Source organism: Streptococcus sp. 22.1, assembly GCF_016648645.1.
GTDB lineage: Bacteria > Bacillota > Bacilli > Lactobacillales > Streptococcaceae > Streptococcus.
The window spans coordinates 1-17,936 of record NZ_JACLQK010000007.1 but is presented as its reverse complement, the minus strand read 5'-3'; the positions used below and the strand labels follow the sequence as shown (position 1 = coordinate 17,936).

The following is a 17,936-nucleotide window of genomic DNA, read 5'->3' as shown; positions in this document are numbered from 1 at the left end:
GCTTTTTAAGTGTACACAAAAAGTCCCATAAGAACTATAATGAAAAGCGACCAAACCATCATTAGGAAGAACTTATGAGACTTATTAAGAATACCACAGAATTAATCGGAATTAAAGACCAAAATATCAAGATTTCACTTGTTTTTGAAACTGACACTCATATAGAGATTCAAGCAAAACTTGATTACCCTGCACCATCATGTCCTCACTGCCAAGGAAAGATGATCAAATATGACTTTCAAAAGCCTTCTAAAATCCCTCTTCTCGAGCAAACGGGAACTCCAACACTACTACGTCTGAAGAAACGTCGCTTTCAGTGTAAAAGTTGTAGACGAGTCACGGTAGCTGAGACATCAATCGTTGAGAAAAACTGCCAAATCTCCAATCTAGTCCGACAAAAGGTTGCACAACTCCTAACTGAGAAGGTCTCACTAACTGATATTGCCAGAAGACTTCGTGTGTCGACGTCCACTGTCTATCGTAAGCTTGACCAGTTCACTTTCAAAGAACATTATGACAAACTTCCAGCTGTTATGTCCTGGGATGAGTTTGGGTTCAAGAAAGGGGAATTGGCTTTTGTGGCGCAGAATTATGAGACCAACGAACTCATAACCATCCTTGATAATCGTCGCCAAACCTCTATACGAAACTACTTTTTAAAGTATCCATTAAAAGCTCGCCAACAGGTGCAGTTTATCACGATGGATATGTCTGGAGCTTATATTCCACTTGCCAAAAGACTTTTTCCAAACGCTAAAATCGTTCTTGATCGTTTCCACATTATCCAGCACCTTGGTAGAGCCTTTTTAAAGACTAGAATTGCAATCATGAACCAGTTCGATAAGAAGTCTCTACCCTATCGAGCCTTGAAAAATCACTGGCGTCTCTTTCAAAAAGACAGCCGTAAACTATCTCTCAACTCTTTTTATTCAAAGACATTCCGGCAAACCTTAAGTCCACATGAAGTCGTTGAGAAGACACTAGACTTTTCAGAAGAGCTTACCGACTACTATACACTTTATCAGCTCTTACTTTTTCATTTTCAGGAGAAGAGAGTAGATGAGTTCTTTGACCTGATAGAGGAAAATAGGAGCAAGGTCAATCATTATTTTCAAACTGTCTTTAGGACTTTTCTTAGACACAAGCAATACATCAAAAACGCACTAGAAACAGACTATTCAAACGCAAAACTTGAAGCGACTAACAAGTTGATCAAAGACATCAAACGCTTAGGGTTCGGTTTTAGAAACTTCATCAACTTTAAGAAACGTGTCTTCATCACACTGAGCATACATAAAAAGAGGACCTATCCGGTCCTCTCTAGATGTTAGCTTTTCGTCACCCACTACAGTTGACAAAGAGCCCTTAAACGTCTTTACGGCGACGATGGCTATATGCTACACCCATGACTGCTGCCACTTCTGCTGCCACACCAAGGGCAAGCAAGGCAGTATCGTTAGCTTGACCAGTCTCTGGAAGTTGAGGTCCTGATTTCTCAGAGGATTGAACTGGCTTAGCTGGTTTTGGAGTCACCGGTGGAGTAGGCGGAGTTGGTGGTGTTGGCGGAACCACTGGTGGTTTAGGTGGGACACTTGGTGGTGTCGGTGGTGTTGGCGGTGTAGGAGGTTTTGGAGGAATGTAACTATTGTTAAATTCTGTATCCAAAGGAAGAAGGACAGCTGCTACAAGCAGATTTTCCTTTTCACCTACAGTCTTAGTAACGGTCACCTGGAACTTAGCCACCATGTTATCATAAACCACGTCAGCTTCATTGCCCTTGACTTCTTCAACAGTGTAGTAGTAAACACCTGGTTTGTCGTAGACAATATTTTCAAAACTAATGTTTCCTTGTGCATTATTGGTCACTGTTTGGATAACATTACCCTTGTCGTCCTTGAGGACGAAACTGAACTCACCATCTTTGAGGTTGCGACCTGTAAGAACCTTGGTCAATTCGAATTTGGCCTTAGCTGGTTGCACGTCTTTCACATAGTTATTGAAAACAGTATCTTTTGGATTAGCGACTGTTGATACCAAAGCATCACCATCTCGTGTCACTGTAATCCAGACAGTCGCTTTCATACCATCATAGATGATATCTTCGTTAGTTCCCTTAACTTCTTCAACAGTATAAGTGTAAGTTCCTGCCTTATCAAAGTGAAGTTCACTAAAGGCAACACGACCATCAGCTGTATTACCAACTGTTTCGACAATATGACCGGCACTATCTTTGAGAACAAATTGGAACTCATTAGCAGTCAAAGTTTGGTTGACACCTGCCTTAGTCAATTCCTTACTGAACTGAATAGCGGCTTTAGCTGGAGTCACAAACTTATTGTTAAAGATAGTGTCTTTAGGATTAACCACGGTTGAAACAAGGGCGTCGCCATCACGTGTTACCGTGATAGAAACAGCAGCTTTCATGCTGTCATAAACAATTGAATCATCCTTACCTGTAAGCTCTTCAACAGTGTAGTTGTAAGTACCTACCTTGTTAAAGGTTAACTCACTAAAGGCAACCTGACCATCAGCTGTATTGCCAACAGTTTCAAGGACTTTTCCAAAACGGTCTTTGAGAACAAATTGGAATTGATCTGCTTTTAGATCTTGTTTAACGCCTGCCTTGGTCAATTCCTTACCAAATGCAATTTTGGCCTTGGCTGGTGTTACCAATTTATTGTTAAAGATAATGTCTTCTGGATAGGCAACCTTGGCAACTAATTTGACTTGATTGTCCACAGTTTCACGAACAACCTGAATGGTGATATTGGCCTCTAGTTTGTCATAGACCACATCTTCGTCATTACCTGGAACCTCTGTCACACGATAATGATAGATACCTGGCTTACTGAGTGAGAGATCTGAAAAGACGATTTTACCCTTGCCATCATTAGTGGTTTCCCCTAAGTCAACAGGATTGGCACTATCAGTCACATCAACTAATTTAAATGTAAATTCTTTATCCTTAAGGTCTCTACCCGTCAAGTCCTTCTCAAGCTCAAGATTGAAATGAGCGAGGTTATCTCCGATGGCATCTCCTCGGCCACCAACCAAGCGAATAGTTGACTTGTAAGAATCGGAAACAACATCAGCATGAAGTTTAATACGGTTGACAGGGTTAGCTGATTCTTCAACAGGTTGTGTCAAACGGGTTTGATACCAAACATAAACCATGCGGTCCAACTGATTGAGTTTAAGCTCAAAATGGCTATCATCATAAGAGAAACTCTTAATCAAATCCATAGCTGAACCCTTGTCAATCCAAGGATCTGCCGAATCAATGTAGCGAAGTTGCAAAGAACCGTCCACAAATCTTTGATTGTCAGACCAAGTATCAACCAGTTTCAAGTTGTTAAGGAGACGTCGTGAGTAATTAAGACGCATCTGCCAATTTAGGATAGTTGGATCATGCTTGTCTTGACTACCCCACTTAGAAATAACCTCTTGACCTGGAGGAGGTGACTGCACTTTACCCACTGAAACATGAATGATACGTCCCTCAAAATCAAGAGTAAGATGTTCCCCTTCATCTACTTCTTCAGAATAAAGGGTATCCAACTCCAAACTCATGAGCTTATTGTTAGGATGTGTTTGGAAATAGTTATTAAAGGTCGTAGTGACACGATTCTTCTCAGGATCAATTTGAGCCAGACCTACAATTTGATTGTCTGGATTATAGACATTGATATCGTAGCTAGTACGGAATCGCAACTGCTCAGGCAAATTAAAAATGACCTGATCCCCTTCATTGATGGTCATATCATCAGGGAAAGGAATATTGTGGTAGACAACCTTGCTAGTAGCGTACTTACTATTTCCGTTCGGAAATTCCATTTCCACATCAGGATTTTGAACAGTGATTTCAGTTCCTGTCTTTGTCACCTTGACATCCGCTGGAATCGGGCGACTTAGGTTGGTAACCTTAAGTCCGAAATTATCTGACGAAGCGGAACTCGTATTGTTTGCTGCAGCGAGGTCGCTAGCGCTAGCTTCTCGTGTTTCATTGACTGTAACTGGCTTCTCACTGAGCCCCTCACTAGTCTTATCTTGTGATGTACTCTTTTGTTCAGAGCTTGCAACCGTTTGCTCTTGAAGCGTAACTTCACTAGAAACAGCAGTCACTGAGATAGCACTGGTACTTTCTGCTTGAACGGTAGGTTCAGCTGTCACTTCCTGGCTTGATGAGCTAGTGTTTGCCCTTTGACCCCCATCATCAGACACATTAGCTTCTTCAAGTACACTCGTAGCTGGCTGCCCTGTAGGTTCTTCAGCCTGCTCTGCTTTAGCGGTACTAACGCCAAAAACTGCAGACGAAAGTAAGACCGACGCAACGCCCACCGTAAACTTACGGATGGAGAAACGCTGCCTCGAATCACCGAATCGGTTATTCATGATTCTATCCTCCCATTTTTACAAATCTTAACATTTTTGTAACCCTTTTCATTCTGAATTATACACTATTTTCAGAACTTTGCAAGATAATTATTTACCCCTTTGGAGGTTTTGTAAAGCTTTCTAAGATATCAATAGATAGTGAAATTTTCAAACCCTTATATTATAAGCTTTCTATCGGAGTCTCTCTTTTAATATTGTTTTTCTTTCTCATTTTATTGACATAATTTTAATTAAATTTCCGTCTGAAAAATGCTAAAATTCAGATTTTTTCTTTAAAAAATGAGAAGGTTTTCTTATCTAAAAGCAGAAAAAAACTGCCATTCTTAAATGAATAGCAGTCGTCTTTAAATTAATTAAGAAAATGAGCATAAGCACTCATTTAATGTATTTTAGGCAAGTTCTTTGAGAAACTCAACCAAGATAGCAGCTGATTGTTTTCCCGCCTGAATAATGAATTCATCAAAGGTAATGTTAGCATCATGAGCAGCTGTATCACTCATGGCACGTACAACGATGAAAGGCTTTTTGACACTGTGTGCGGCTTGAGCAATAGCTGCTCCCTCCATCTCTACAGCCAAGACTTCTGGAAAATGCCCCTTAATAGCATCAATCTTGTCTTGACCCGCAATGAAGCTATCACCCGTAGCGATAAGCCCAATCTTAGAATCAATGGAAGCCTGAGCCAAGACCTTTTCGAAAGTCTCTACGAAGGTAGAGTCACTTTCAAAGTAAAGTGGCTGCATAGACATTTGCCCATAATCATAGCCAAAGGCTGTCAAATCAACATCGTGATAGGCTAATTTTGACGCCACAACCACATCTCCAATTTTAAGTCCAGGTGCTACTGCTCCAGCAGAACCAGTGTTAATGAGGGCATCAACGCCAAAATGGTCTGCCAAGACAGCCACAGACATGGCTGACATAACCTTACCAACACCTGATTGCACCAAAACAACATCATGTTTTCCTAAGCGTCCTGTGTAGTAGGTATTGCCAAGAACAGTTTCTTCAACCTTATTTTCCAATTGCTCCACTAGAAGCACTAACTCCTGCTCCATGGCAGCGATAATTCCGATTTTCATATAGTTCCTTTTCAGCTTGTAATCTTTCCTGAATAAGTAGCTAGGGCTATCTGACTCATAGACTTTTTAGAAATAAAAGACAGCAATGAAGAGAATAATCAAGAGGACCACAACCCAAAAGAGGATGCGATTAAGCTTGTGTTGAAATTGATTGCGTTTAGCATTCTCAATTCGACGGCTCTTGTAGGCAGAAGGCTGGTAATCAGCCTCATAATCCTCATCGTAGAACTCTTGATCATAGTCCTCATAATAAGGATGTTCCTCTAAATCGATTTCCCCACGCTTGGCCTGCTCAATGATATCTTCGGTCAAAAGTGGTTTTCCCATAGCTTATTTTCCTCCGAAATGAAGTGCATAGTATTGGAGTGCGATGATAGTTTTGGCATCCTGGATAGCCCCTGACGCTACAAGTTCCATACACTCTTCATAAGTCAATTCATAGAGTTCAAGGAACTCATCATCATCAAGTGGACGTGGATTTTCCACAGGTTTAAGATTGGTCGCCACATAGAGCTTGATTTTTTCATTACAGAAACCAATGGCTGTGTAAAACTCATGAATCAATTCGAGATCACCCTTATACTGAGTCTCCTCTTCAAGTTCACGCGCTGCTGCAGCCATTTCATCGCCAGCTTCACCGACTTCCAGTTTACCCGCAGGAATCTCGTAGGAAACCGCCTCAATAGCCTTACGGTATTGCTTGACGATAATGATTTTCCCTTCTGGGGTAACCGCTAAAACAGCTACTGCTCCCTTGTGGAAGATGAGTTCACGACCAGCTGTCTTTCCGTCTGGCAAGAGGACTTCGTCTACTGCAACTTCAAAAATATGTCCCTTAAATTTTGACTCACGTTTAAGTGTTTTTTCTTCAAACTCCATGAATTGACTCCTTTTACTTCTGACCTCATTCTAAGCTGGTTTTATAAGAACAACCAAGCTCAGATAGCCTTAAGCCTACTTTTGTTGGCTTGGGTGGTGAGGTTTCTTAATGGCATAGCCTTCTTTATTGACCTGACGGCCACGTCCAATGGCTACGCTGTCAGCTGGAACATCATCTGTGATGGTTGAACCAGCCGCTGTAAGAGCGTTAGCCCCAATTTCAAGCGGTGCAATCAAGGTTGAATTGCTTCCGATAAAGACGTTGTTAGCAATTTGTGTCTTGAACTTGTGTTGGCCATCATAGTTAACGGTAATGGTTCCAGCACCAAAGTTAACGTCAGAACCAACTTCCGCATTACCAATGTAGGTCAAGTGACCAGCTTTGGTATTTTCACCGATAGTAGAACCCTTAACCTCAACAAAGTTACCGATATGAACATCTTTTTTGAGGGTTGAATCTGGACGAACATGGGCAAATGGACCAACGGTAACGCCCTCTTCAACCACTGAGTGCTCAATCATAGAGTTAGTGATAACCGTTTTGGCACCGATAGTTGAATCAACAATATAAGTACCATTAGTAAGCACTGACTCTGCACCAATCTTAGTTTGTCCTTTAAGTGTCACATTAGCTTCAATGACAACATCTGGCTCAATTTCCACATCCACGTCGATATAAGTAGCGTTTGGATTTTGGAAAGTAACACCGTTGACCATGTGAGCCTTGTTGATACGACGACGCATAACATCTTCTGCTGTAGCTAGGGCAACACGGTCATTAACCCCAAGGCTTTCTTCGAAGTCACGAAGAGTAAAGGCACCTACTTTTTCACCATTCTCACGGAAAATAGAAATAACATCAGTCAAATAGTATTCCCCTTGAGCGTTGTTAGTGTTGATGTTTTTAAGTGCTTCAAAAAGACGTTTATTGTCAAAAACGTAAGTCCCTGTATTGATTTCTTTGACTTGTTGTTCAAACTCGTTGGCATCTTTTTGCTCAACAATCTTAGTCACTTCGCCATTTTCGTTACGGATGATGCGACCATAACCAAATGGATTGTCCGCAGTTGCAGTCAAGATAGTGGCAACATTTTTGTGATTAACGTGGAAATCAATAAGGTTTTTAAGGCTTTCACCAGTAATCAAAGGCGTGTCACCAGCAATAACAAGCGTTTGACCTTCAAGTCCAGCCAACTCATCTTCAGCCATCATTACTGCGTGACCAGTCCCCAACTGCTCAGTTTGCATAGTGAAGGCAGATTGACCATCCAAAACCTCACGAACAAGTTCAGCCTTGTGACCAATAACAGTAACGTTCTTAGCTGGATCAATGGCTGAAACTGCACGGAAGACATGCTCAAGCATAGTGATGCCTGAAACCTTGTGCAATACTTTTGGAAGATCTGATTTCATGCGAGTTCCTTTACCCGCAGCAAGGATAATAGCGTAATTACTCATTTTCTTTTTCCTTCTTAAGATTTATTTGTGATGGTTTCCTTCGAGGCGGTCTTAGCCTTGAGCCCCAAATCTCAGGACCTCAACCTCCCACTGGGATAGCCTACGAAAGAAAGGGGCCTTGAAAACATAGTCTCTCATTTCTTAGAAAAGATGTCCTCATAACAGACGTTTTTTAGGGCCTCTGATTATCTATAATCGCCCTATTATACCATAAATGAAAAGGTTTTGGCAGAATGAAAGGTAATGAAAAAAGAGCTTATGCTCTTTTTCTAAGAATAGTTATCCTATAACCATTCTTTGTATTTCTTAATATAGATATGCTTCACAAAGGTAACACTAAGCATATACAAAGTAATGATGATAAACAAGAGAATGAAATAGAGACCGTTTAGATGGCTGAGTTTTAAGAGACTAGCCAATGGACTGTATGGAAGAGAAGTCACAAAGAAAGCAGCAAATAAGGTTGTCACAACAACTGATAGTGCTGGGTGACTTTGAATAAATGGTAGTTTTGGTGAACGTAACATGTGGATAACCATGGTTTGAGACCACATAGATTCGATAAACCAACCTGTTTGGAAAATAATGATAAAGGCTGCTGCTTCTGGTGAACCATGAACATAGCCATGCCCCAAAATCATTGGCACAATGATGAAATAGAGCAAGATATATGTCAAAATATCAAATACGGACGAAATAGGTCCTATCCAAGCCATGAAACGCATGATTGATTTGGCTTCCCAGATATGTGGCTCTTTAAGAAATTCCTTGTCCACATTGTCAAATGGAAGGGCGATACAAGAGATATCATAGACAAGATTTAGGACAATCAAATGCACAGGTGCCATTGGTAGGAATGGTAAGAAAATGCTGGCAAAGAGGAGAGAAAAGATATTCCCGAAATTTGAAGAAACGGTCATCTTGATATATTTGGTCATATTAGCATAGACCTTCCGTCCTTCAACCAAACCTTTTTCCAAGACCATTAAATCCTTATCAAGCAAGATAACATCTGCAGTTTCTTTGGCGATATCAACAGCTGTATCCACAGAAATCCCCACATCTGACACCTTCATGGATGGGGCATCGTTGATACCATCACCCATATAGCCTACCTTATGCCCATTTTCCTTAAGGCTTAGGATAATTCGTGCCTTTTGGTCTGGGGATAACTTAGCAAAGACTGTTGTCGTTTCCACAGCCTTAGCCAAATCTTGATTTGACATGGTATCAAGATCACTTCCAAGTAGAATGTGCGTCACATCTAGACCAACTTTTTCACAGACAGCCTGTGTCACCTTATCATTGTCTCCAGTCAAAATTTTTGTGGTCACACCATATTCCGCCAAAGCCTTGATAGCAGGTGCTGCTGATGGTTTTGGTGGGTCAAGGAAGGCAAGATATCCTGTCAAAATCATATCACTTTCATCTTCGACACTAAAGACGTCATTTTCATTAAGCTGTGATTTGTAGCTAACACCGAGAACACGCAAACCTTGTTCATTCAACTGTGCAACTTCCGCAAGGACTTCCTCACGAACATCGTCAGTCAATGGGATAATGTCTCCCTTGTATTCCACATAGTTAGAAACAGAGAGCATTTCTTCAAGGGCACCTTTTGTCACCATGCTAACAAATCCATCAGTGTCTTGAACAATGACACTCATGCGACGACGTTCAAAATCAAAAGGTAGCTCATCAATCTTGTGGAAGGTCTGGTCAAGGTCACGAACGATGTCATGTTTCTTAGCTTCTCTTTCAGTTCGGCTAATAATGGCACGGTCCATAAGATTTTTTAAGCCAGTTTGGAAATAAGAATTAAGATAGGCTCTCCGAAGTACTGATAGGTCAAGGTCACCATGGATATCAAGAGGGTACTCAAGAACGATTTCATCCTGAGTCAGGGTTCCTGTCTTATCCGTACAAAGGATGTCGATAGCCCCTAGGTCTTGAATAGCATTAAGTTTTTTGATGACCACCTTTTCCTTGGCCATAATGATAGAACCCTTGGCAAGACTGGCTGTGATAATCATCGGCAACATTTCTGGGGTCAAACCGACTCCCACACTAAGGGCAAAGACGCCGGCTTCAAGCCAGTCCCCATCTGTTAAACCGTTAATCACAAAAACAACAGGAACCATAACCAACATGAGTCGAATCAAGAGCCAAGAAATGGAATTCATCTCACGTTCAAATGAAGTTGGTTCGTCATAAGTATTGATGGTCTGCTCAATTGCTCCCATCATGGTTTCATCACCAACAACTAAAACCAAGGCTGTTGCACGACCAGAGATAACATTAGTTCCCATGAAAGCAAGGCTCTCACTTTCAAGCAGGCTCTCTAGATTTTGACCATCTGCTTTAGCCAGACAAGCTTTTTCCACAGCATCGCTTTCACCTGTCAAGCCAGACTGTTGAACAAAGAAATCACGAGAATCTAGTAAGACCACATCAGCCGGAATCATATCTCCCGCACTTAGTTTGACCACATCTCCAACCACAATTTTATCAATTGGGATTTCTTGCTCACTGCCATCTCGAAGTACTGTTGCTGTATTGACAATCATGCGAGACAAATTACTGGCAGCCTTGTCGCTACGAAGTTCTTGAATAAAACGGATACCACCAGATATCAAAACTAGAGTGACAATGATGATAGAAGTCGTTGGGTCTTCTTCACCCGGTTTAGCAAGCCAGACATTGGTGATAAAGGAAACCAGAGCAATGACTAAGAGAATAACAGTAAAGGGATTGATGATAGATTCATAAATCTTTTTAATGATAGAATCCTCTTGTCCTTTGGTTATGACATTTTCCCCATAAAGGTCACGGTTTTCTTCTACTTGGTCTTCCTTCAAGCCATCCAAATGAGTCTTGTAGCGAGTAAGGGTTGTTTCAAGTGGCTCTTGAAGAGCAGCAATAAGTCTTTCTTTATTTGTTGACATTGGAATCTCCTTATTTAATCAGGAGCCAATCACTTATGGAGTCCCTAAGACACTAATCAGCGATTGACTGGTTAGGTGCGGTTCGGGGTGATCGTCGATTAGTCTCATAGGTTTCTCCTTTCATTTTTTTACATAGTGGGTGGACCTCAGACAAAAGAAAAGAGTCCTACCCATATACAGGTAAGACTCTATAAACTCGAGGTTGATTTTTTAATAGATTCTGTCAAAAAATGGACCGTTCAAGCTTTAGCTCCGCAAGGCGATGAAATGAGCTTAGTCTTGACCTTGGCAATCAGGACTGTTGACCAACGAGTAGTGTCTCCACTGCTTTGCGGTAGTCATCCGTATCCTTGTGGTAGCCTCACCTACCGTATTTCACTGAAAATAATACTCCTAAGGCGGTAACTTGTCAAGGGGAAAAGTTACTTTTTGCTTGAGTGGGTAATAAAAAAAGAGCTTCCGCTCTTTTTTGTAAGATATTCTTTTGTAAAATGGATTTTTTTAGACTTTCCTTAAGTGAGTGCGGACGTCAGCGAACTTCTTCGAAGCTCCATGACTAATTTTTGAGCCCCTTCACTTTTTAATTTCTAGGCTCAGGCTAAAACAGTTCCCCAAACTGTTTTACTCTCAAAAATTCCGAGTTCTAGAAATACTTGTATTTCTAGAACTTTTCTCACAGCGGAAAGTCTCGTTAAGTGCTCGCTTTGCTCGCTAGAAACAAGTCAAATCAAGAATGTCATTATTTATCCTTGACCGGTGTTAAAATGATGTCTCCATAATATCATCGCCTAGAGAAATTGTTTTACCATCTTTAAAAATTAAAAAAGAGCACTTGGCTCTTTCCTACTTTCTTTGCTTGATATAAATCCCTTGTAGCTTACCATGTAAGATGTAATCCACAGACTTGAGCTCATCAACAGTTCGACAATCAAGGGCACACATGATAAGACGAAGGTCATCCTTCCAGCCATTAACGATAGACACAACCTTATCCACAGGGTAACGTTCCACCAATTCAAGGACAGTTCGTGAGAGGCCTACACCTTTTGCTCCTAGAACCAGACATTTGACCATATCAAGTGGGTTCCGCACGCCACCAGAGGCTAGGATTTCCACATTATCACGAAGGTCTTGGGCTTGCAAGAGGGTCTGAACGGTGCTTTGTCCCCAGTCATTGAGGTAATCTCGGTTGCCACCTCGACTATTTTCAATATAGGCGAAGCTAGTCCCACCACGACCTGAGATATCCACAGTCTTAATGCCTTGAGACATGGCATAACGAATGGTTTCCACATCCATACCAAAGCCGACCTCCTTGAGTACAAGAGGAACCTCTATTTTCTGTGCATAAGCCGCCACATTTTCCTTCCAAGTGTGGAAAATACGCTCTCCCTCAGGCATGAGAAGCTCCTGCATAAGGTTAACATGGAGCTGTAAAAAGACTGGATTCATCGCTTCCACCGTCTTAATCCCTAGGTCCACAGACTTATCCACACCGATATTAGTCGCTAGGTCTAAGTCTGGAAACTCTTGGCGATAGTCAAAGGATTCTGGTTCTTCTCCCTTTAGAGCAGCACTGTAGGAACCCGTCACCATGAGAATACCTGTGCGGCTGGCCACCTCAGCTAGTTTTCGATTGACAGCCCCACCCTTGGCAGAACCACCTGTCATGGCATTGATATAAAAAGGAAAGTCCCTATCTCGTCCAGCAAAATGTGTGGACAAGTCAATCTGATCTAAATCATAAGTCGGTAGAGACTTGTGGATAAGTTCCATATCGTCAAAACTATTGTAGGGCGACTGGTACTTAAGGGCATAACGGATGTGATCGTCTTTACGATTTGTCATAGGTTATTTCTTTACTTTCTTGCGTGATAATGTCTACTTAGCTGACCCCTAAACCTCATACAAAAGCTCTATACCTTCCTGCTGCCAGCGATCAACTAGGCTATCTCGGCTAGCTTCGTCAAAGGCAAAGGCGATACCACAGTCGCCACCACCTGCTCCAGAAGACTTAGCGATAGCATCGAGTCCTTGCTCTGCTTCTTTGAGTTTTTTCAGCTTGGCCACATAAATATCTGGACTAAGTGATTCCAACTGGTCACTGACAGTTTGAAGGCTGCTCTTAAGTAAATTCTTATTTCCTGTTTCCAGTGCCTTGAGGGCATCTTGGACAGCAACTTCTGTTTCACTTAAATACTTGCTTGATATGCGAGATTTGGCCATTTTAACCATGTCTTTTGAAATAGCAGCTTGCTTGGTCCACCCCACCAAAAAGTGAGCTTTGAGAACTGGCACTACAGGACTGATACGATAGCCCCAGTCTTTTTCCAAAAGCTCTGTTAGAGTTATTTGGTCTATAAGCTCTGCTATTTTTTCACGGTCAAAGGAACGATAGGAAATCAAATCCTCGTATACGATACAAGCTAAATCTCCCATAGAACCATTATCTCCCTGCTTGAGGAGAGTGTAGCTAGCTAATTTAAAGAGAATGTCTTTGGATAAGTCTTTCTGAAGGGCTGCTGCCAAGGCCTTGAGGGTCAATACCACAACAGAACCCGAAGAACCGATACCAAATTTAACCCCATCTCGTTCCAACTTTCCAGTGATGGAAAGGTCCAGAGCGGGTAACTTCTCACCACAAAAGGCCTCAAAAGTATTCAAAGCCTCTTGAATGAGGGCGTAATTTGCGTCTGGCTCACGACCAACACTATAGTCAAACATGTCTGAGGACAACTGGGTAGTTTGTACTTCCTTGACCTCTGCTGACATGAAAATGGGAATAAATTGGATTAGGGCTGTCTGCCCAGGTGTTAAGACTGAGTATTCTCCAGCAATGTAGAGTTTCCCACCTGTTTTTACTGTGACCTGATTGACCGACTGCTTAGGCATCTGGCAACTCCTTGGTACGTGAAACAATGACCTGATAGTCCTTACGGAAGTGGTCTGCTAGGCGGTCTAGGTCTTCTTCCAGACAGAGCACCTTAACATTTGGTCCTGCATCCATAGTAAAGTAACACTGCTCACCAGAGGCACGGAGGGCCTTAACCTTGTCCATAGCCTGATAAGAGGCTTCCGTTAGATATGAAAATGGAGGGTTAGCCGTACTTGTGGTTTGGTGCATACGAAGGGCATTGGCTTCTGTAAGCTCACCGACCGCTTCGAAATCATTTGCTTTGAGATAGGTCAACATATCCTTGTAATCCTGCTCAGACTGTTTAACCCACTCAGGAAAGGAGGTCGATGTTTCGGTACACAATTTCATACCATCACGACTTGATACGGGTTTCTTTTGATCTGTCAAAACCAGCATAATCATAGCCAATTTGAGATCTGTTTCCACTTGGTAAACATCACCACTATCCTTGTCCCAAGCTGCCAATGGTCCAAAGAAGGACCGTGATGATGAGCCTGAAGCAAACTTGGCAATTTGAGCTAATTCAGACTGCGTTTTTCCGACTTGGAAGAGCTCGTTAGCTGCTTTAACTAGGGCAGAAAGCCCTGAGGAACTTGAGGATAGACCCGCCGCTGTTGGCATGTTGTTCCAAGTTTCAATCTTGACATGTTGGTTTGGATTAGTACGGAAGAGATCTAAAACCTTGCTGGCCTTGGTTGTTTCTTTTTCCCCTTGGAGCTCATCATCGATATACATGACATCACCAGTCGCATCATCAGGCAGAAAAGATAACTTGGTTTCCGTATACATATTTTCCAAAGTCAGTGAGATACTACTGGTTGAAGGAATCATACGCTCCGCATCCGCCTTACCCCAGTATTTGACAATAGCAATATTTGCGTACGATTTGACGCTTACAGGCTTTCTATCCACGTGTTTACGGCTCCTTTTTCTTGAAGTTTTTTAGCAATCGTTCGGGCTTGGTCTTTAGTACTTGTTAGGGCAATAATGCAACCACCCAATCCTCCACCTGACATCTTGGCTCCCAGTGCACCATGCTCCAGAGCAGTTGCTACTAGAAGATCCGACAAATCACAAGACACCCCTAAAGATTTAAGGTGATTATGGGCTTGAGACATGAGCTGACCAAGAAGCTTTTGATCCTTGGCTTTGAGGGCACGTTCTGCCTTCTGACTTAATTCGCCCAGTTGGTTGAGATCTGACAAGGCATCTAAACCAATAGCCTCAACCTTTTCCACGGCCTCACGGGTATTTCCATGGATACCCGTATCAGCAATGACCAGATAGGCACCTAAATTGACCTCGATTTCCTTGAAACCGATATTACGCGTAAAGCTAATAGCTTTGTCACTCAAGCAGGTCTTTGCATCTAAACCACTAGGTTTACTATGGGCAATGGTCTCCGCCTGATGGACTAGCATTTCCAAGGTCTCCTGGCTAAGCTCCTGATCAAAATAATCAAAGACCGCTCGAATTGCCGCAATGGCTACAGCCGCAGACGAACCCATGCCACGCTTTTCAGGGACACTAGACTTAATAGCATAGCTGATAGGCTGATTCTTGATTTCCAGATAATTAAGCGCTGAAAAAATCGCTGTCGTCAAGGGATCTTGAGCCTTGAGCGTCAAAGGAGTTTCAGCCGCCTGAATCTGACAGACAACCTCAATATCCTTAAGAGGGAGGGCAAGGGCAGGATGACCATAAACGACCGAGTGCTCCCCCATCAAAATAATCTTACTGTGAGCTTTGCCCACTCCTACTTTCTTAGTCATAAATTACACACACTCACAGACGAATTTGCAGGCGAGTGTCTTTCTAGATTTTTCATACAGATTCTAGTGGTGACTCAAGGTCAATCATGGATTCAAAGGAGACAAAGAGTACCAATCTAAAGAATTTTCTTATAGCACTTCTATCTTATCATCAAAGCGCAAAAAAAGCGACATCTAACCTAGAGTGTCGCTTTACATTAGAGATACAATCTTATTTTGATATTTCTATCTTAAACTAGTACAATACCAATGAGGTTTTAAAATGATTAATGTCGAAAAACTAATTAAACAGAGCTCCGAACTAATGGCACTATTAAAGATTATCCACTCTTTCCAACTAAATGACTGTTGGCTTTGTGCTGGAACTATACGCAATTATATTTGGGACTACTTAAGTACCGGAAATACATCTTCAAATATCAATTTCTCAGATATCGATGTCATTTTCTTTGATAAAAATATATCATATGAACAAACTGTTGAAATAGAAAATCAAATAAAGAGAAGGTATCCTAAATACAATTGGGAAATAAAAAATCAGTATTATATGAATATACATAGCCCTAATACTGAAAAGTATGACAGCTCTACCGATGCTGTTTTAAAATTTCCCGAAAAATGTACTGCCATAGCCGCTAGACTAAATGACAATCAGGAACTAGAGGTTTTTATTCCCTTTGGAATAGACGATTTAGTTAACTTCAGAGTCTCTCCCACACCACATTACTTTTCAGATAAAGAACGACAAACGGTCTATAACGAGAGAGTAAAAAAGAAAAATTGGAATACAATATGGCCAAACATTTCTATAGAATTTATCGAATAGATTAAACTATGATTTGAGATTTACTTTTTACAAGACTTTCCGCTGTGAGAAAAGTTTCTGAAACTTAATAGTTTCAAAAATTAGTCATAGAGCTTCTAAGAAGGTCGCTGACGACCCACCTAAGGAAAGTCTTAAAAAATTTTTCTTCTACATAAAAAAAGAGCCTCTCGGCTCTTTTCATGTTAAATCGCAAACAAATCATTTAGGTTCTCAGCCATAGTTGGGTGAGTAAAGATTTGTTTAGCCAAATCTGTATATGGAATGTGATGATTCATAGCTAGGGTAATTAGATTGATAATTTCATGAGATTCTTGACCAAAGAGGGTCACTCCCAAAATTTCCTTAGTTTCAGGATTTACCACAGCTTTGAAGGCACCACGCAAATCGCCATTAACATGACCACGAGGCATGCCAGCAACTGGAAGTTCCTTGACAGCAACTGGTCCACCTGCTGCTCTGGCTTGATCTTCAGTAAGACCAACTTGTGCCAAAGGTGGGTTGAGGAACATGGCAGTTGGAACTGCTCCACGTGTTTCAAGGTTATAGCTACCATCCCCTGTCAAGTAATTAAAGACAATACGGAAATCATCTAGTGAAATGTAAGTGAATTGGAGACCACCATTAACATCACCCACCGCAAAGACACCAGGAACACTTGTTTCTAAATGCTTATTAACCTGAATACCGCCACGTTCTGTCAAGGCAATATCTGTATTTTCCAAGTGAAGGGGTTCGATATTAGGCTTGCGTCCTGTCGCATAGAGGAGAGCATCAAAACGAAACTCACCTTTGTCAGTAACAACGACAACTTCATCACCGTCATTCTTAACTTCAGAAGTTTTAACACCTTGCTCAAAGACAATGCCGTCCTCTTCCATGTATTCCTTGGCCAACTTAGCAATAGATGGCTCCACACGTGGCAAGAAGCTAGTCGCAGCATCCAAGACAGTCACTTGGCTTCCCAAACGGTTAAAAAGGCCAGCAAATTCAAGACCGATATTACCACCACCTAGGACACCCAGACGTTTTGGCAAGGCTTCAAGGGTTTGAATACCAGTTGAATCGTAGACATGCTCAGTTGTTGTCAAGCCAGGAATAGGCAAGACATTAGATACAGCACCAGTATTGATAACAATAGTCTCAGCTGTAAGCTCTTGGCGGTCATCACCAGCCACTACTTCAATAACCTTATTTGACACAAAATGTGCCTCTGCATCAATGACATCAACGCCATTGTCTGCCAACATTTTATAATTCTTAGCATTAAGACGACCAGTCACTGCACCACGTTCCTTCATGGTGTCGTCAAATGACCAGCCCTTCTCAGCCGCAACAATCATAGTCTTGGTTGGGATACACGCAATATTAATGCAAGTACCACCATACATGGCTTTACTGCGCTCGATGACAGCAACTTTCTTACCAGCTGCATTCATCTTAGCAGCCAGAGTTTTACCGGCTTTACCGAAACCGATAACAATCAAATCATAGTTTAACATTTCTGTATCCTCCTATCTATTGCCATTCTATCATTTAATTTTTCAGACTGCACATATCTGAACTGAAAATAAAAAGAGGCTACAAGTGTTCTGACCCCAAAAAGTTAGACAAATAATTTAAGCAAAGGATTTAGTTCTGTATTGTACAGGACTGAGTCCTTTT

Annotated in this window: 12 protein-coding genes, 1 pseudogene and 1 riboswitch; of the genes and pseudogenes, 2 read left to right on the top strand and 11 right to left on the bottom strand. The window is 41.6% G+C overall.

The window, feature by feature from the left end:
- Nucleotides 1–74: 74 nt before the first annotated feature.
- Nucleotides 75–1,324, top strand: a pseudogene (locus tag H7U04_RS04880) (ISL3 family transposase).
- A 41-nt stretch (nt 1,325–1,365) separates the two neighbouring features.
- On the opposite strand, the gene H7U04_RS04875 reads toward H7U04_RS04880, so the two are convergent.
- The 10 genes from H7U04_RS04875 to mvk all read right to left on the bottom strand — a co-directional run bounded on the left by H7U04_RS04875 (nt 1,366) and on the right by mvk (nt 15,448).
- Nucleotides 1,366–4,392, bottom strand: a complete 3,027-nt coding sequence (locus tag H7U04_RS04875) for a Spy0128 family protein (RefSeq protein WP_110981142.1) — start codon at nt 4,390–4,392, stop codon at nt 1,366–1,368.
- 392 nt (nt 4,393–4,784) lie between these two features.
- The gene (locus tag H7U04_RS04870) at nt 4,785–5,477 is read right to left on the bottom strand and encodes a 5'-methylthioadenosine/adenosylhomocysteine nucleosidase (protein WP_002886153.1); all 693 of its coding nucleotides are present in this window, start codon (nt 5,475–5,477) and stop codon (nt 4,785–4,787) included.
- A gap of 66 nt (nt 5,478–5,543) precedes the next feature.
- Nucleotides 5,544–5,804 (bottom strand): cell wall synthase accessory phosphoprotein MacP, encoded by a 261-nt coding sequence (macP, locus tag H7U04_RS04865; RefSeq protein WP_070654957.1) that lies wholly within the window; start codon nt 5,802–5,804, stop codon nt 5,544–5,546.
- 3 nt (nt 5,805–5,807) lie between these two features.
- Complete coding sequence (locus H7U04_RS04860) at nt 5,808–6,356, bottom strand: NUDIX domain-containing protein (protein WP_110981143.1); 549 nt, start codon at nt 6,354–6,356, stop codon at nt 5,808–5,810.
- A 75-nt stretch (nt 6,357–6,431) separates the two neighbouring features.
- The gene (gene glmU / locus H7U04_RS04855) at nt 6,432–7,814 is read right to left on the bottom strand and encodes a bifunctional UDP-N-acetylglucosamine diphosphorylase/glucosamine-1-phosphate N-acetyltransferase GlmU (RefSeq protein WP_084914859.1); all 1,383 of its coding nucleotides are present in this window, start codon (nt 7,812–7,814) and stop codon (nt 6,432–6,434) included.
- A 284-nt stretch (nt 7,815–8,098) separates the two neighbouring features.
- Complete coding sequence (mgtA, locus tag H7U04_RS04850; RefSeq protein WP_201059372.1) at nt 8,099–10,759, bottom strand: magnesium-translocating P-type ATPase; 2,661 nt, start codon at nt 10,757–10,759, stop codon at nt 8,099–8,101.
- A 224-nt stretch (nt 10,760–10,983) separates the two neighbouring features.
- A riboswitch (M-box (ykoK) riboswitch) is annotated at nt 10,984–11,139 on the bottom strand.
- A gap of 463 nt (nt 11,140–11,602) precedes the next feature.
- On the bottom strand, nt 11,603–12,607 hold the full coding sequence (fni, locus tag H7U04_RS04845; RefSeq protein ID WP_201059370.1) for a type 2 isopentenyl-diphosphate Delta-isomerase: 1,005 nt from the start codon (nt 12,605–12,607) through the stop codon (nt 11,603–11,605).
- A gap of 48 nt (nt 12,608–12,655) precedes the next feature.
- Complete coding sequence (locus H7U04_RS04840) at nt 12,656–13,651, bottom strand: phosphomevalonate kinase (protein ID WP_201059367.1); 996 nt, start codon at nt 13,649–13,651, stop codon at nt 12,656–12,658.
- Nucleotides 13,644–14,588 carry a diphosphomevalonate decarboxylase gene (gene mvaD / locus H7U04_RS04835; protein WP_201059365.1) on the bottom strand — a complete coding sequence of 315 codons (945 nt, stop codon included), beginning with the start codon at nt 14,586–14,588 and terminating at the stop codon, nt 13,644–13,646. The genes H7U04_RS04840 and mvaD overlap by 8 nt, the downstream gene beginning before the upstream one ends.
- Nucleotides 14,570–15,448 carry a mevalonate kinase gene (mvk, locus tag H7U04_RS04830; RefSeq protein ID WP_155198083.1) on the bottom strand — a complete coding sequence of 293 codons (879 nt, stop codon included), beginning with the start codon at nt 15,446–15,448 and terminating at the stop codon, nt 14,570–14,572. The genes mvaD and mvk overlap by 19 nt, the downstream gene beginning before the upstream one ends.
- A 262-nt stretch (nt 15,449–15,710) precedes the next feature.
- Between mvk and H7U04_RS04825 the strand changes: the two genes are divergently transcribed.
- Nucleotides 15,711–16,274, top strand: a complete 564-nt coding sequence (locus H7U04_RS04825) for a nucleotidyltransferase family protein (RefSeq protein WP_155198082.1) — start codon at nt 15,711–15,713, stop codon at nt 16,272–16,274.
- 182 nt (nt 16,275–16,456) lie between these two features.
- On the opposite strand, the gene H7U04_RS04820 is transcribed toward H7U04_RS04825, so the two are convergent.
- Nucleotides 16,457–17,773 (bottom strand): FAD-containing oxidoreductase, encoded by a 1,317-nt coding sequence (locus H7U04_RS04820; RefSeq protein WP_060972453.1) that lies wholly within the window; start codon nt 17,771–17,773, stop codon nt 16,457–16,459.
- Nucleotides 17,774–17,936: the final 163 nt, after the last annotated feature.

What these genes read in the sequence shown, in the direction of transcription:
- H7U04_RS04875 (WP_110981142.1), bottom strand. Translation starts at nt 4,392, where the DNA reads ATGAATAACCGATTCGGTGATTCGAGGCAGCGTTTCTCCATCCGTAAG.
- H7U04_RS04870 (WP_002886153.1), bottom strand. Translation starts at nt 5,477, where the DNA reads ATGAAAATCGGAATTATCGCTGCCATGGAGCAGGAGTTAGTGCTTCTA.
- macP (WP_070654957.1), bottom strand. Translation starts at nt 5,804, where the DNA reads ATGGGAAAACCACTTTTGACCGAAGATATCATTGAGCAGGCCAAGCGT.
- H7U04_RS04860 (WP_110981143.1), bottom strand. Translation starts at nt 6,356, where the DNA reads ATGGAGTTTGAAGAAAAAACACTTAAACGTGAGTCAAAATTTAAGGGA.
- glmU (WP_084914859.1), bottom strand. Translation starts at nt 7,814, where the DNA reads ATGAGTAATTACGCTATTATCCTTGCTGCGGGTAAAGGAACTCGCATG.
- mgtA (WP_201059372.1), bottom strand. Translation starts at nt 10,759, where the DNA reads ATGTCAACAAATAAAGAAAGACTTATTGCTGCTCTTCAAGAGCCACTT.
- fni (WP_201059370.1), bottom strand. Translation starts at nt 12,607, where the DNA reads ATGACAAATCGTAAAGACGATCACATCCGTTATGCCCTTAAGTACCAG.
- H7U04_RS04840 (WP_201059367.1), bottom strand. Translation starts at nt 13,651, where the DNA reads ATGCCTAAGCAGTCGGTCAATCAGGTCACAGTAAAAACAGGTGGGAAA.
- mvk (WP_155198083.1), bottom strand. Translation starts at nt 15,448, where the DNA reads ATGACTAAGAAAGTAGGAGTGGGCAAAGCTCACAGTAAGATTATTTTG.
- H7U04_RS04825 (WP_155198082.1), top strand. Translation starts at nt 15,711, where the DNA reads ATGATTAATGTCGAAAAACTAATTAAACAGAGCTCCGAACTAATGGCA.
- H7U04_RS04820 (WP_060972453.1), bottom strand. Translation starts at nt 17,773, where the DNA reads ATGTTAAACTATGATTTGATTGTTATCGGTTTCGGTAAAGCCGGTAAA.